This is a genomic window from Streptomyces sp. NPDC060194 (assembly GCF_042728285.1).
Lineage (GTDB): Bacteria > Actinomycetota > Actinomycetes > Streptomycetales > Streptomycetaceae > Streptomyces.
In genome coordinates, this window is record NZ_JBHWZH010000137.1 from 1,405 (window position 1) to 15,060 (window position 13,656).

Here is a 13,656-nt window from a genome sequence, read left to right on the forward strand (position 1 = left end):
CGACTGCGCCCGCCGAGCGACCAACGCGTCCTGGTCGCTCGCGTCCGCCTCTGACCTCGCCGGGCGGGACCAGCGGAACCTCCGGCCGCCCGGGCGACACCCCCGCCCCGCACGGACCGCGGTGGAGGCGACTGCGCCCGCCGAGCGACCAACGCGTCCTGGTCGCTCGCGTCCGCCTCTGACCTCGCCGGGCGGGACCAGCGGAACCTCCGGCCGCCCGGGCAGCACCCCCGCCCCGCACGGACCGCGGCGGAGGCGACTGCGCCCGCCGAACGACCACCGCGTCCTGACCGCTCGCGTCCGCCCACGACCCCCGCCGGGACGGCGACCCGCGGAGGCCCGGCCGCACGGGCGACCCCCCACCCGTACGGACCCGGCAGGAGGCGGCCCCGCAGTAAAGGGGTCCGGGGGCCCGTCGTCAACCCCTCGCGCGCCCCCACTCGCGTTCAAGAAGTGAACGCATAACGGCCAGATCACGGTTGGTAGTTGGGCCCCTGCCAATCCTGCCGTGAACTCTTGACGGCGCGATGACAGCCCGATTAACTCACCGCACCACCGCCGGTACCGGTTCCGGGACCGGTACCGGGAGCGCTCTCAAGACGCGTTCCCGGGACCTCGCACCACCCCCGCCTCCCCGCCGGAGGCGACCCCGTACCACCCATCCGTCCTCAACGTGGAGGCATTTCGATGCGTGTCACCATTGCCGACGTCGCCCGCGCGGCCGGCGTCAGCAAGACGACCGTGTCGCGGGTGCTCAACACCAAGGGCGAGGTGGACCGCACGACCGCCTCCCGCGTTCGTGAAGTGATCGATCAACTGGGGTACGTCCCCAGCTCCCGGGCCGTCGATCTGGCGCGGGGGAGCAGCCGGACGGTCGGCATGCTCGTGCCGTCGCTGACCTGGCCCTGGATGGGCGAGGTGCTGCAGGGCGTCGTCGACACCGTCGAGGCCGCCGGGTACGGGCTGCTGCTGTTCACGTTCAACCGCGGTACGGAGTCGCTGGAACGTTTCACCAGCCAGGTCTCCGCCCGCGCCTTCGACGGCCTCGTGGTCGTCGAGCCCGAGAACACCCTGGACGCCATCACCACGATGTACCGCCAGGGCCTGCCGGTCGTGCTGATCGACGACCGGGGGCACCACCCCGAGTTCCCGTCCGTCGTGACCACCAACCGCGAGGGAGGGGCGTCCGCGGCCCGCCACCTGGTCGCCCTGGGCCGTTCGAAGCCGCTGGTCGTGACCGGCCCCGAGCACTTCGGGTGCGTCCGGGACCGGCTCGGCGGATTCGCCGAGGTCCTGCCGCCGGCCCGGGTCGTCACCGGCGACTTCACCCAGGAGTCGGGACACCGCGCGGTCCACCGGCTCCTCGACGAGCAGACCCCCTTCGACTCCGTCTTCGCGCACAACGACCTCAGCGCCGCGGGGGCGCTGCGGGCGCTGCGCGAGGCGGGCCGCTCCGTGCCGGACGACGTCGCCGTGATCGGCTTCGACGACATCGACCTCGCCGCGCACACCGAACCTCCGCTCACCACCGTCCGCCAGCCCACCCGGGCGATGGGGGAGACGGCGGCGCGGATGCTCCTCACCCATCTCGGCGGCACGGCGGCGCAGGACGAGCGCGCCGTGCTGCCCACCGAACTGGTCGTCCGCCGCTCCACCGCACACGCACCTCACGCACCACGGCCGGTGTCCGGTCCGGCGGCCGTGGTCGGGGACGGGGACGGGGCCGGGTCCGCCCCGGACCCGCTCGCGGCCCCCGTCGCCCGCCGCACCGGACCCGCGCCTCATCCGGCCGCCTGAAGCACCACCGGCACGTCCGCGGCACGAACCGATCCACTCCTTCTCGCAGTTGACCATGGAGTCGCCATGAGCCCGACCCGCTCCACCCGCCACCGCAAGCTCCAGGTGCTTGCCGCCGCGACCGCCGTCGTCGCGCTGGCCGCCGGATGCTCCGACGCCAACTCGAAGAACAACCAGGAGGACCGCAAGGCCGGGGCCGCCACCGGGGTTCTGAACATCGGCATGCCGAACGGGCCGCAGACCAACAACAGCAACCCGTTCCTCGGCACCTCCGCGGCCAACTCGCTCGGCTACCGCAACGTCATGTACGAGCCCCTCGTCATGACCAACCCGATCAAGCCGGCCGAGAAGGGCAAGCCCTGGCTCGCCTCCGCGTGGACGTGGTCGGACAACTTCACCAAGGTCGAGTTCACGGTCACGGACAAGGCGAAGTGGTCGGACGGCAAGCCGCTGACCGCCGAGGACGTCGCCTTCACGTTCCAGATGATCAAGGACAACAAGGCGATCAACGGCAACGGGATCGCCTACGACGGCATCGAGTCGTCCGGGGACAAGGTCACGCTGACCTTCAAGGAGTCCCAGTTCGTCAACCAGAACAAGATCGTCTCGACGTTCGTCGTGCCGAAGCACATCTGGTCGAAGGTCAAGGACCCGGCGACCGAGCCCAACCGCAAGCCGATCGGCTCGGGCCCCTACGTCCTGAAGACGTTCACCCCGCAGACCACCACGCTGGTCGCGGCCCCCTCGTACTGGAAGGGCGAGACCAAGGTCAAGGAGCTGCGCTACACGTCGTACAACGACAACAGCGCGCAGACCACGGCGCTCGCCAGCGGCAAGTCGGAGTGGTCCTTCGTCTTCCTGCCGGACTTCAAGAAGCTGTACATCGACAAGGACCCGGAGAACCACAAGCTGTGGTTCCCCTCCGGTCTCGGCATCCACGGGCTGTGGTTCAACACCACGAAGAAGCCCTTCGACGACGTCGCGATCCGCCGCGCCATGGAGATGGTCGTCGACCGCCACGCCATCCACATCCAGGCGCAGGCCACCCTCTACCCGGAGATCACCAACAAGACCGGCATCCCGCAGCCGGCCGGTGAGCCCTTCCTCGCCCCGGAGTACAAGGACGCCAAGACCACGGTCGACGTCGAGGGCGCCAAGAAGGTCCTCAAGGACGCCGGCTACAAGCTCAAGGGCGGCAAGCTGCTCGACAAGAGCGGCAAGCCGATCACCCTCACGCTGACCGACCCGGCCGGGTGGAACGACTACATCACCGGTCTGCAGATGATGGCCGAGAGCTGGAAGGAGCTCGGCATCGAGGCCAAGGTCAAGACGCAGACCGCCGAGGCCTGGACCTCCGACGTCTCCAACGGCAAGTTCGACGCCACGCTGCACTGGACGAACAGCGGCGCGACCCCGTACGACCTGTACCAGAACGTCATGGACGGCGAGCTGCTGCAGCCCATCGGCAAGGCCGCCCAGCTCGGCAACTTCGGCCGCTTCGACAGCCCCGAGGCGACCAAGGCGCTCAAGGAGTACGCGAACGCCGCCGACGACTCGGCCCGCACCACGGCGCTCAACACCCTGCAGAAGATCTTCGTGGAGCAGGTCCCGATGATCCCGACCGCCGCGGCCCCGATCGGCGCGGAGTACTCGACGAAGAACTGGGTCGGCTGGCCCGACGAGTCCAACCCCTACGGCTCGCCGCAGCCCACCCAGCAGAACGCCCTGGAGATCGTGCTCAACCTCAAGCCCGCCAAGAAGTAGGCCTGAGCGCCGCCGGGCCCCGTCCACCGCGACGGGGTCCGGCGGCGGAGCATCCGCCAGCGAGTGACGCAGTCGAGAGTCAGTGAGACGAGGGGCCGGCCATGACCACCACCACCGAACCGGTGACCGACCGAGAGACCGTGCTCGAAGCACGGGGGGTCACCAAGCACTTCCCCGTACGGCGCACGCTGAAGGACACCCTGACGCGCAGCAGGTGCACCGTGCACGCCGTCGACGACGTGTCGCTGCTGCTGCGCCGCGGGACCGTGACCGCCCTGGTGGGCGAGTCGGGGTCGGGGAAGTCGACCGTCGCCCGGCTGCTCTCGCAGCTCTACCCGCTCACCGGCGGGGAGATCCTGCTGGACGGGAAGCCGGTGAAGGCGGGCCGTGGCCGGTCCTTCCGCACCTACGTGAAGCAGGTGCAGCTGATCTTCCAGGACCCGTTCGCGTCGCTCAACCCGGTGCACACCGTGCGCTACCACCTGACCCGCTCGCTGCGGATCCACGGCCGGGCCGGGAACTCCGCGGAGGAGCTGGAGCAGGCGCTCGCCGCCCTGCTCGAGCGCGTCCAGCTCACGCCGGCGGACCGGTACGTCGACAAGTTCCCGCACGAGCTGTCCGGCGGGCAGCGCCAGCGCGTGGCGATCGCCCGCGCGCTCGGCGCGGACCCGAAGGTGCTGCTCGCGGACGAGCCCGTCTCGATGCTGGACGTCTCCATCCGGCTCGGCGTGCTCAACCTGCTGCGGGACCTCAAGGAGCGCCTGAACCTGGCGATCCTGTACATCACCCACGACATCGCCTCCGCGCGCTACTTCGCTGACACCACCCTGGTGATGTACGCGGGCCGCGTCGTCGAGGGCGGGGACAGCGAGACCGTCACCCAGCGGCCCGCGCACCCCTACACCCAGCTCCTGATCGCCTCGGCGCCCGACCCCGAGCGGGTCGCCTCGGAGGCGGACATGGAGGAGACCGGAAGCGGCGAGCCGCCCTCACTGATCGCCCCGCCGGGCGGCTGCCGCTTCCACCCCCGCTGCCCCAAGGCCATGGAGCGCTGCTCCACCGAACTGCCCCCGCGCTTCGAGCTCGACGGCGGCCAGTGGGCGGCGTGCTGGCTGTACGACGACCAGCCGGTCGTCGACGCCCCCGAGGCCGTCACCCCGACCCCCGCCACGGTCCCGGCCGCGGACGCCCCGGCCGGCGAGGTCCCGGCCGGCGACGCGCCGGTGGGCGACACCGACGGTCCCACCGAAGAGAAGGGCGCGGCGAAGTGAAGTACCTGCTGCAGCGGTTCGTCTTCTACGCGATCACCGCGTGGGCCGCGATCACCATCAACTTCCTCATCCCCCGGCTGATGCCCGGCGACCCCGTGCAGTCGCTGATCTCGCGCTTCCAGGGGCAGTTGGACACCGACGCCATCGAGTCGCTCAAGGCGCTCTTCGGCCTCGACAAGGAACTGACCCTCTGGCAGCAGTACACCGACTACTGGGGCCAGCTCTTCCAGGGCAACCTGGGCCTGTCCTTCACCTTCTTCCCCACGCCCGTCAGCGAGGTCATCAGCTCCTCGCTGCCCTGGACGCTCGCCCTGGTCGGCACGACCACCCTGCTGAGCTTCCTCATCGGCACCGGCATCGGCATCTACACCGGCTGGCGGCGCGGCAGCTGGATGGACAGCCTGCTGCCCGTCACGACCTTCATCTCGTCCATCCCGTACTTCTGGCTCGGCCTCATCGCCATCGCGCTCTTCGCGGTCAAGTGGCCGATCCTCCCCGAGGCCTTCGGGTACGACTCGTCGCTGGTCATCGCCTTCGACTGGCCGTTCATCTCCAGCGCGCTCTACCACGCGGTGCTGCCCGGCGTGACGATCATCCTCAGCGCGGTCGCCGGCTGGATCCTCGGCATGCGCAACATGATGGTCACCGTCACCAGCGAGGACTACGTGATGGTCGCCCAGGCCAAGGGCCTCAAGGAGCGCCGGGTGATGTTCTCCTACGCCGCCCGCAACGCGATCCTGCCGAACATCTCCGGCTTCGCGCTCTCCCTGGGCTTCATCGTCGGCGGCACGCTGCTCGTGGAGATGGTCTTCAGCTACCCCGGCATCGGCTACCAGCTCTTCCAGGCCGTCAACGCCAAGGACTACCCGCTCATGCAGGGCGTCTTCCTGATCATCACGCTCTCCGTGCTCGTCGCGAACCTGTTCGCCGACATCGTGTACCTGCTCCTCGACCCGCGCACCCGGAAGGAGGCCTGAGCCGGCCATGGCCCTCACCGCCACCGACGCCGTCCTCGACGTCACCGAGGCCCCCGCGCCGACCTCCCGGCGCAGGAGCAGCCTGCGCTTCCTGCGGGGCGGCAAGACCCGCACCGGGCTGCTGATCCTCGGCTTCTTCGTGCTCCTCGCGATCATCGGCCCCTGGATCGCGCCCTACGACCCCGACGCGATGAGCGACGAACTGCTCCAGCCGCCGTCGTGGGACCACTGGTTCGGCACCACCCAGACCGGCCAGGACGTGCTCTCCCAGATCCTCGTCGGCACCCGGGGCGTGCTCGTCGTGGGCTTCGTCGCCGGCGCGCTCGCCACCCTGCTCTCAGTGATCATCGGCGTCAGCGCCGGCTTCATGGGCGGCATCGTCGACGAGCTGCTCTCCGGCCTCAGCAACGTCTTCCTGGTCATCCCCGCGCTGCCGCTGATCATCATCATCGCCAGCTTCGTGCCCGACTCCGGGGACCTCCTGATCGCCGTCGTCGTCGCCCTGACCGCCTGGGCCTGGGGCGCCCGCGTGCTGCGCGCCCAGACGCTGTCGCTGCGCCGGCGCGACTACGTCGAGGCGGCGCGCGCGACGGGCGAGCCGACCTGGCGGCTGATCTGCTTCGAGATCATGCCAAACCTGACGGCCGTCATCGCCTCGGGCTTCGTCGGCACCGTCATCTTCGCGATCCTCCTGGAGATCACCCTCGCCTTCGTCGGCGTCGCGGACATCTCCAACTGGAACTGGGGCACTGTGCTCTTCTGGGCCCAGTCCAGCCAGGCCCTCGGCCAGGGCGCCTGGTGGTGGTTCGTGCCGCCCGGCCTGTTCATCGCGCTGCTCGGCACCTCGCTCTCGCTGATCAACTTCGGCATCGACGAGTTCATCAACCCCCGGCTGCGCACCGAGACCGGCGCGGACCGCAAGGTCCGGATGCGGGTCGGCTTCACCCCCGTCGCCCGCCGCGAGCACCCGGCCGCGGAGGGCGGCCCCGAGGGCTCCGTCCCCGCGCAGGGCGCGCCCGTCGACCCGCTCGACCCGGAACTCGCCGGCTTCACCCCGGTCCTGCGCAAGCCCGCCGCCGCGCACGCCGCCGAGAACGCCTCGGGCAACGGCTCGGCCCCGGCCGCATCCGCCGCGGTCGAGGAGCCCGCGGCCGCGCACGGGAAGCCGGCACCCGCCGGGGAGCCGGAGCCGTCCGCCGAAGAGTCCGACACCGCCGCCGCCCGCGCGGAGAAGAAGGAGGCCGGCGCGTGACCAGCACCAGCACCGCGACCAGCAACGGCTCGGCGGTCCCCGCGGCCCCCCGCGCCAAGGAGCCCGTCCTCAGCATCAGGAACCTCTACGTCGACTACGGCACCGGCGACGACGCCGTCACCGCCCTGCGCGACGTCGACCTCACCCTGCACCGCGGGGAGGTCCTCGGCCTCGCGGGGGAGTCCGGCTCGGGCAAGTCGACGCTCGCCTACGCCGTGACCCGGCTGCTCTCGCCGCCCGGCGTGATCACCGGCGGCGACGTCGTCTACCACCAGCGCGACGGCGACGACCTCGACATCCTCTCCCTGACCCCTCAGCAGCTGCGGGCGTTCCGCTGGCAGGAGCTGTCGATCGTCTTCCAGGGGGCGATGAACTCCCTGAACCCGGTCCACACCGTCCACTCGCAGCTCACCGACGTGCTCCAGGCCCACCGCCCGGAGATGAGCAAGGCCGACCGCACGGCGCGGGCCGAGGAGCTGCTGAAGCTCGTCGGCATCGCCACCGACCGGCTCGGCTCGTTCCCGCACCAGCTCTCCGGCGGCATGCGGCAGCGCGTGATGATCGCGATGGCGCTCGCGCTGGAGCCCGAGATCGTCATCATGGACGAGCCGACCACCGCGCTCGACGTGGTGATGCAGCGTCAGATCCTGCGCCAGCTGGTCCGGTTGCGCGAGGAGCTGGGCTTCTCGGTCATCTTCATCACCCACGACATCTCGCTGCTCGTCGAGTTCTCCGACCGCATCGCGATCATGTACGGCGGGCGGATCGTTGAGGAGGCCGGCGCGGCCGACATCTACCGCGACTCGCAGCACCCCTACAGCGACGGCCTGCTGCACTCGTTCCCCGCGCTGCACGGCCCGCGCCGCGAGCTGACCGGCATCCCCGGCTCGCCGCCGCACCTGGCGGCGATGCCCAGCGGCTGCGCGTTCCACCCGCGCTGCCCGAAGGCGTTCGACCCGTGCGCCGCGAAGGTGCCCGTCCTCGCCGCCCCGGGCGGCCAGGGCGACCGGGCCGTCGCCTGCTGGCTGCACCACACGCCCTGACGACGGGCCCGGTCGGTACGGCCCGGGCCCCGGCGGGCCGTGCCCTCCGCGGCCCCGGGCCGTGCGGGCCGGGGCCCTCGGCCGCAGCGGCGGGGTGACCCCGCCCCGCCGGGGGAAGGGATCCCCCCGCGGCGACCGACCGCGTCAACTCGTCGAATCCACGCGCTCCTTGGAGAACACCTGATGACCCTCACCCCCGTACAGGCGCTCGCCCCGGCGGCCGTCACCGGCCTCCCCGCCGACTTCCGCTGGGGCGTCGCCACCTCCTCGTACCAGATCGAGGGCGCGGCGGCCGAGGACGGCCGGACGCCGTCGATCTGGGACACCTTCTGCCGGGTGCCCGGCGCGGTGCACCAGCGCGAGCACGGCGACGTGGCGTGCGACCACTACCACCGGATGCCCGAGGACGTGGAGCTGATCTCCTCCCTCGGCGTCGACACCTACCGCTTCTCGCTCGCCTGGCCGCGCATCCAGCCGCACGGCCGCGGCCCGGCGAACCAGAAGGGCCTGGACTTCTACAAGCGCCTCGCCGACGAGCTGCGCGCCAAGGGCATCACCCCCTGGATCACCCTCTACCACTGGGACCTGCCCCAGGAGCTGGAGGACGCCGGCGGCTGGCCGGTCCGCGACACCGCCTACCGCTTCGCCGAGTACGCCGAGCTGGCCTACGAGGCGCTCGGCGACCGCGTCGAGCACTGGACGACCCTGAACGAGCCCTGGTGCTCGGCCATGCTCGGCTACGCCTACGGCCTGCACGCCCCCGGCCGCCGCCACTTCGGCGACGGCATCCGCGCCGTCCACCACCTGCTGCTCGGCCACGGCCTGGCCGCCCAGCGGATCCGCGCGGCCGCCGAGGCCAAGGGCAACCCGCTGGAGCTCGGCATCACCCTCAACCTCGGCACCGCGACCCCCGAGACCGGCTCCGAGGCCGACCTGGCCGCCGTCCGCCGCGCCGACGGCCTCGGCACCCGGATCTACCTCGACCCGCTGGTCAGGGGCGTCTACCCGGCCGACGTGCTCGCGGACCTCGACCAGGTCGGCGCCCGCGTGCCCGTCGAGGCCGGCGACCTCGACATCATCGCCACCCCGATCGACGTGCTCGGCGTCAACTTCTACCGCGGTGCCGTCTTCTCCGGCGTCGACGAGCGGGGCGCCACCACCGACGCCGACGGGGTGCCGGTCACCCGCACCGTCGAGCGCGACCTGCCGCGCACGGCGATGGACTGGGAGATCACCCCCACCGAGCTGACCGACCTCCTCGTCCGCCTCCAGCGGGACTACGCCCTGCCGACCGTCATCACCGAGAACGGCGCCGCCTTCGACGACACCGTCGCCGCCGACGGCTCCGTCCCCGACGCCGACCGCACGGCCTACCTCCGCGACCACATCGCCGCCGTCGCCGCTGCGCGCGCCCAAGGGGCCGACGTACGGGGCTACTTCGCGTGGTCGCTGATGGACAACTTCGAGTGGGCGTACGGCTACGACAAGCGGTTCGGGATCGTGCGCGTCGACTACGACACGCAGGAGCGCACGCTCAAGGACAGCGCCAAGTGGTACCGCGACACGATCGCCCTGACCCGCGGGGAGACGAACGCGGGCTGACGGGGCGCGAGATGACCCGCCCGCCCGGGCCCTTCGGCCGGGGAACGCGGTGAAGCGGAGGGGGCGTAAGCGGCTGTTCGCCGCCTACGCCCCCTCCGTGGCGTTCCATCCCTGCTGCTGTAAAACGCGTTACAAGTGCCTCTCAACTGGGGGACTTTGTCCACTGGCAGACGCGCGTAGACATCGGGCACGCTACTCCTGCTCCACCGCACGGCGGGCCGGCCCCGGGCCGCCGCGCGGCGTACCGCCCGTTTCACCCGCACCGCCGAACCGTCCCGATCCGGAACCACGGTCACAGCAGGAGGAAACCCCTTCATGTCCCCGAATGCCCCGCAGCTCCCCACGTCCCTGCGGCCCCCCACCCTGCGGCTGCGCGCCGTCGTCACCGCGCTCGCCCTGGTGCTCGGCGCCTTCTTCGCCCCCGGCTTCGGCGTCCTGTCCGGCGCCTCGGACGCCCAGGCGGTCACCAAGATCAGCCACGCCACCGCGACCCAGATGTTCAGCTCGCGCGGCATCACCTGGTCGTCCTCGGGCAACTGCTCCGACTGGAACGTCTCCACCTGTACGTCGTTCACCAACCTGAACCTGGAGAGCGCCCAGGGCGCCCAGACCCTGAAGTCCGCCTCGGGTTGCGCGCTCAACATCACCGGCGGCACGGAGGTCGGCCACGCGAGCGGCACCTACTCGCACCGCAACGGCTACAAGCTCGACTACAGCAAGTACACCTGCCTCAACAACTACATCAAGAACACCTTCACCTACATCGGCGTCCGCGGTGACGGGGCCGGCCAGTGGCGCTCGGGCTCGGGCAACATCTACGCCGAGGAGGGCAACCACTGGGACGTCCTCTACTACAACTGCGGCGGCTGCTGACCCCACCGGGGCAGGCGCACACGACGACGGGCGGCACACCTCCACGGTGTGCCGCCCGTTCGCGTCGCGCCCGACGCCTACTTGTTCTTGATCGCCGAGATGTCGAACAGCAGCTTGATCTTGTCGCTGACCAGCACGCCGCCGGTCTCGAGCGCCGCGTTCCAGGTCAGGCCCCAGTCCGAGCGCTTGATGGTGGCGGTGCCCTCGAAGCCGGCACGCTCGTTGCCGAAGGGGTCGGTGGCCAGGCCGGCGAACTCCAGGTCGATGGAGAGCGGCTTGGTGACGCCCTTGATGGTGAGGTCGCCGGTGATCCGGTACGTCTCCTCGTCGAGCTGCTCCGCCGCGGTCGAGCGGAACGTCATCTTCGGGAACTGCTCGGCGTCGAAGAAGTCGCCGCTGCGCAGGTGGTTGTCGCGGTCGACCGCGCCGGTGTCGACGCTGGCGATCGTCACGTCGATGGTGGCGGTGGACTTCGCCGGCTCGCCGCCGTCCAGGTGCAGCGCGCCCTCGAACTCGCCGAACGCGCCGCGGACGTTCGTCACCATCGCGTGCCGGGCGACGAAGCCGATGCTGCTGTGCGCGGGGTCGACGGTGTAGTCGCCGGTCACCGCCGCCAGGTCCGGGCCCGCCGTGGCGGTGGCGGAGGTGTCCTTGTCGTTGCGGTTGAAGAGACCCATGACTGCTCCTTGGAAGTGACGGCGGGCTGATGTCTGTAGTTCAAGGTTCAACGAAATTGAAGGTAGCGCAATGTCGTTCAACTTTCAACCTTCTGGGTCCACGGCTACCGGATCCGTGTCCCACGTCACACCGTAGCGCGGCCGCGCCGGCTGTGACGGGAGTCGCGCCGGTTCGCCCGCGCGTCGCCCCCTGTTGTGGGACCTCCACAACGGCTACCCCGCCTCGGCTGGCACAAGGGCTGCCCTCCGACGGGGTTCTGTGCGAGCCGACCAGGGAATCGCGACGGAGACTGTAGAGAGTCGACGGCTGAATCCCGGACCCGGATTCGTACGCTCGACGTATGACCCTTCTCGACGAGACCCCCGGTGAGCCGACCGACGCCCGAGGCCGGGTGGCCGAGCTCCACGAGCTGCGCACCCTGGCCATGGCCGGGCCGAGCGAGAAGGCGACCGAGGCGCAGCACGCGAAGGGCAAGCTGACCGCGCGCGAGCGGATCGCCCTGCTCCTCGACCCGGACTCCTTCCAGGAGGTCGAGCAGCTCCGCCGGCACCGGGCGACCGGCTTCGGCCTGGAGGCGAAGAAGCCCTACACCGACGGTGTCATCACCGGCTGGGGGACGGTCGAGGGCCGCACGGTCTTCGTCTACGCGCACGACTTCCGGATCTTCGGCGGGGCGCTCGGCGAGGCCCACGCCGCGAAGATCCACAAGATCATGGACATGGCCATCGCGGCCGGCGCCCCCCTGGTCTCCTTGAACGACGGCGCCGGCGCCCGGATCCAGGAGGGCGTCTCCGCCCTCGCCGGCTACGGCGGCATCTTCCAGCGCAACACCCGCGCCTCCGGGGTCATCCCGCAGATCAGCGTCATGCTCGGCCCGTGCGCGGGCGGCGCGGCGTACTCGCCGGCGCTCACCGACTTCGTCTTCATGGTCCGCGAGACCTCGCAGATGTTCATCACCGGACCCGACGTCGTCAAGGCCGTCACCGGCGAGAACATCACCCAGAACGGCCTCGGCGGCGCGGACGTCCACGCCGAGACCTCCGGCGTCGCGCACTTCGCGTACGACGACGAGGAGACCTGCATCGCCGAGGTCCGCTACCTCATCGGCATGCTCCCCTCCAACAACCGCGAGAACCCGCCGACCGTCCCGACCGACGACCCCGCCGACCGGCGCGGCGACGTCCTGCTCGACCTCGTCCCGGCCGACGGCAACCGCCCGTACGACATGCACAAGGTCATCGAGGAGCTCGTCGACGAGGGCGACTACCTCGAGGTCCACGAGCGCTGGGCCCGCAACATCGTCTGCGCGCTCGCCCGGCTCGACGGCCAGGTCGTCGGCATCGTCGCCAACCAGCCGCAGTCGCTCGCCGGCGTCCTCGACATCGAGGCCTCCGAGAAGGCCGCGCGCTTCGTCCAGATGTGCGACGCGTTCAACATCCCGCTGGTCACCCTGCTCGACGTCCCCGGCTTCCTGCCCGGCGTGGACCAGGAGCACGGCGGAATCATCCGGCACGGCGCGAAGCTGCTCTACGCCTACTGCAACGCCACCGTCCCACGGATCTCGCTCATCCTGCGCAAGGCCTACGGCGGCGCGTACATCGTCATGGACTCGCAGTCCATCGGCGCGGACCTGACCTACGCGTGGCCCACCAACGAGATCGCCGTCATGGGCGCGGAGGGTGCGGCCAACGTCATCTTCCGCCGGCAGATCGCCGCGGCCGACGACCCCGAGGCGATGCGGGTCCGCATGGTCAAGGAGTACAAGGCCGAGCTCATGCACCCCTACTACGCCGCCGAGCGCGGCCTCGTCGACGACGTCATCGACCCGGCCGAGACGCGGGAGGTCCTCATCCGGTCCCTCGCCATGCTGCGCTCCAAGCACGCCGACCTGCCGTCGCGCAAGCACGGCAACCCGCCTCAGTAGACCCCCAGGGAGACCCTCTCCATGACCGACTCCTCGATGCTCCGCGTCGAAAAGGGCCACGCGGCCCCCGAAGAGCTCGCGGCCATCACCGCGATCCTGCTGGCGCGTGCGGCGTCCCGGCCCGCCGAGCTGCCCGTCACGGCCCGCTCCACCGCGGGCTGGCGCCGCCTGGAACGCACCCCCGGCTTCCGCGCCCCGCACTCCTGGCAGGGCTGACCCCCCCGCCACCCCGCACCCCGGCCTCCCGCTCGCGCGGGGGACCGGGGTGCGCCGCGTTCCCCCCTGCGGGGGCCAGGCCGACCCGGGTGGCTGCGAACGACGCTGCGCCGGGCACTGTGGGCACAGCGGGGACTGGCGACGCCAAAAAAATCAGCCCGGCGATGGGGTCTCCCCTACTCGAGCGAAGCCGAGAGCTTGGGGAAGTTTGAGGCCACCGGGCGGAGCCCGGTACGCGCCGCAGGCGCAGAGCCGCCCG

General features: G+C 71.0%; 9 protein-coding genes and 2 pseudogenes. 10 read left to right on the forward strand and 1 reads right to left on the reverse strand.

The window, feature by feature from the left end; all coding sequences use genetic code 11:
* Window positions 1-687 precede the first annotated feature (687 nt).
* From ACFWEG_RS23785 to ACFWEG_RS23820, 8 genes and pseudogenes are all read left to right on the forward strand, one after another.
* Window positions 688-1,653 (forward strand): annotated as a pseudogene (locus tag ACFWEG_RS23785) (LacI family DNA-binding transcriptional regulator); the annotation flags it as partial.
* Window positions 1,654-1,863: 210 nt separating this feature from the next.
* Window positions 1,864-3,561 (forward strand): ABC transporter substrate-binding protein, encoded by a 1,698-nt coding sequence (locus ACFWEG_RS23790; RefSeq protein WP_387218626.1) that lies wholly within the window; start codon window positions 1,864-1,866, stop codon window positions 3,559-3,561.
* Between the two features lie 101 nt (window positions 3,562-3,662).
* Window positions 3,663-4,832 carry an ABC transporter ATP-binding protein gene (locus tag ACFWEG_RS23795; RefSeq protein ID WP_387218628.1) on the forward strand — a complete coding sequence of 390 codons (1,170 nt, stop codon included), beginning with the start codon at window positions 3,663-3,665 and terminating at the stop codon, window positions 4,830-4,832.
* On the forward strand, window positions 4,829-5,809 hold the full coding sequence (locus tag ACFWEG_RS23800; RefSeq protein WP_387218631.1) for an ABC transporter permease: 981 nt from the start codon (window positions 4,829-4,831) through the stop codon (window positions 5,807-5,809). The genes ACFWEG_RS23795 and ACFWEG_RS23800 overlap by 4 nt, the downstream gene beginning before the upstream one ends.
* Before the next feature lie 7 nt (window positions 5,810-5,816).
* Window positions 5,817-6,797 (forward strand): annotated as a pseudogene (locus ACFWEG_RS23805) (ABC transporter permease); the annotation flags it as partial.
* 338 nt (window positions 6,798-7,135) lie between these two features.
* Entirely contained in the window at window positions 7,136-8,104 is a 969-nt protein-coding gene (locus ACFWEG_RS23810) for an ABC transporter ATP-binding protein (protein WP_387218645.1), read from the forward strand.
* Window positions 8,105-8,287: 183 nt separating this feature from the next.
* On the forward strand, window positions 8,288-9,706 hold the full coding sequence (locus ACFWEG_RS23815) for a GH1 family beta-glucosidase (protein WP_387218634.1): 1,419 nt from the start codon (window positions 8,288-8,290) through the stop codon (window positions 9,704-9,706).
* Between the two features lie 315 nt (window positions 9,707-10,021).
* Window positions 10,022-10,579 carry a hypothetical protein gene (locus ACFWEG_RS23820; RefSeq protein WP_387218636.1) on the forward strand — a complete coding sequence of 186 codons (558 nt, stop codon included), beginning with the start codon at window positions 10,022-10,024 and terminating at the stop codon, window positions 10,577-10,579.
* Window positions 10,580-10,656: 77 nt separating this feature from the next.
* On the opposite strand, the gene ACFWEG_RS23825 is transcribed toward ACFWEG_RS23820, so the two are convergent.
* Window positions 10,657-11,256: a YceI family protein gene (locus tag ACFWEG_RS23825; protein ID WP_387218638.1), complete on the reverse strand. Its 600-nt coding sequence runs from the start codon at window positions 11,254-11,256 to the stop codon at window positions 10,657-10,659.
* A gap of 341 nt (window positions 11,257-11,597) precedes the next feature.
* Between ACFWEG_RS23825 and ACFWEG_RS23830 the strand changes: the two genes are divergently transcribed.
* Window positions 11,598-13,181, forward strand: a complete 1,584-nt coding sequence (locus tag ACFWEG_RS23830) for an acyl-CoA carboxylase subunit beta (RefSeq protein ID WP_387218640.1) — start codon at window positions 11,598-11,600, stop codon at window positions 13,179-13,181.
* 21 nt (window positions 13,182-13,202) lie between these two features.
* On the forward strand, window positions 13,203-13,397 hold the full coding sequence (locus ACFWEG_RS23835) for an acyl-CoA carboxylase subunit epsilon (protein ID WP_387218643.1): 195 nt from the start codon (window positions 13,203-13,205) through the stop codon (window positions 13,395-13,397).
* Window positions 13,398-13,656 lie beyond the last annotated feature (259 nt).

Excerpts from the sequence above, each read along its gene's own strand:
- ACFWEG_RS23825 (WP_387218638.1), bottom strand. The coding sequence starts at position 11,256 with ATGGGTCTCTTCAACCGCAACGACAAGGACACCTCCGCCACCGCCACG.
- ACFWEG_RS23835 (WP_387218643.1), top strand. The coding sequence starts at position 13,203 with ATGACCGACTCCTCGATGCTCCGCGTCGAAAAGGGCCACGCGGCCCCC.
- ACFWEG_RS23795 (WP_387218628.1), top strand. The coding sequence starts at position 3,663 with ATGACCACCACCACCGAACCGGTGACCGACCGAGAGACCGTGCTCGAA.
- ACFWEG_RS23830 (WP_387218640.1), top strand. The coding sequence starts at position 11,598 with ATGACCCTTCTCGACGAGACCCCCGGTGAGCCGACCGACGCCCGAGGC.
- ACFWEG_RS23820 (WP_387218636.1), top strand. The coding sequence starts at position 10,022 with ATGTCCCCGAATGCCCCGCAGCTCCCCACGTCCCTGCGGCCCCCCACC.
- ACFWEG_RS23790 (WP_387218626.1), top strand. The coding sequence starts at position 1,864 with ATGAGCCCGACCCGCTCCACCCGCCACCGCAAGCTCCAGGTGCTTGCC.
- ACFWEG_RS23815 (WP_387218634.1), top strand. The coding sequence starts at position 8,288 with ATGACCCTCACCCCCGTACAGGCGCTCGCCCCGGCGGCCGTCACCGGC.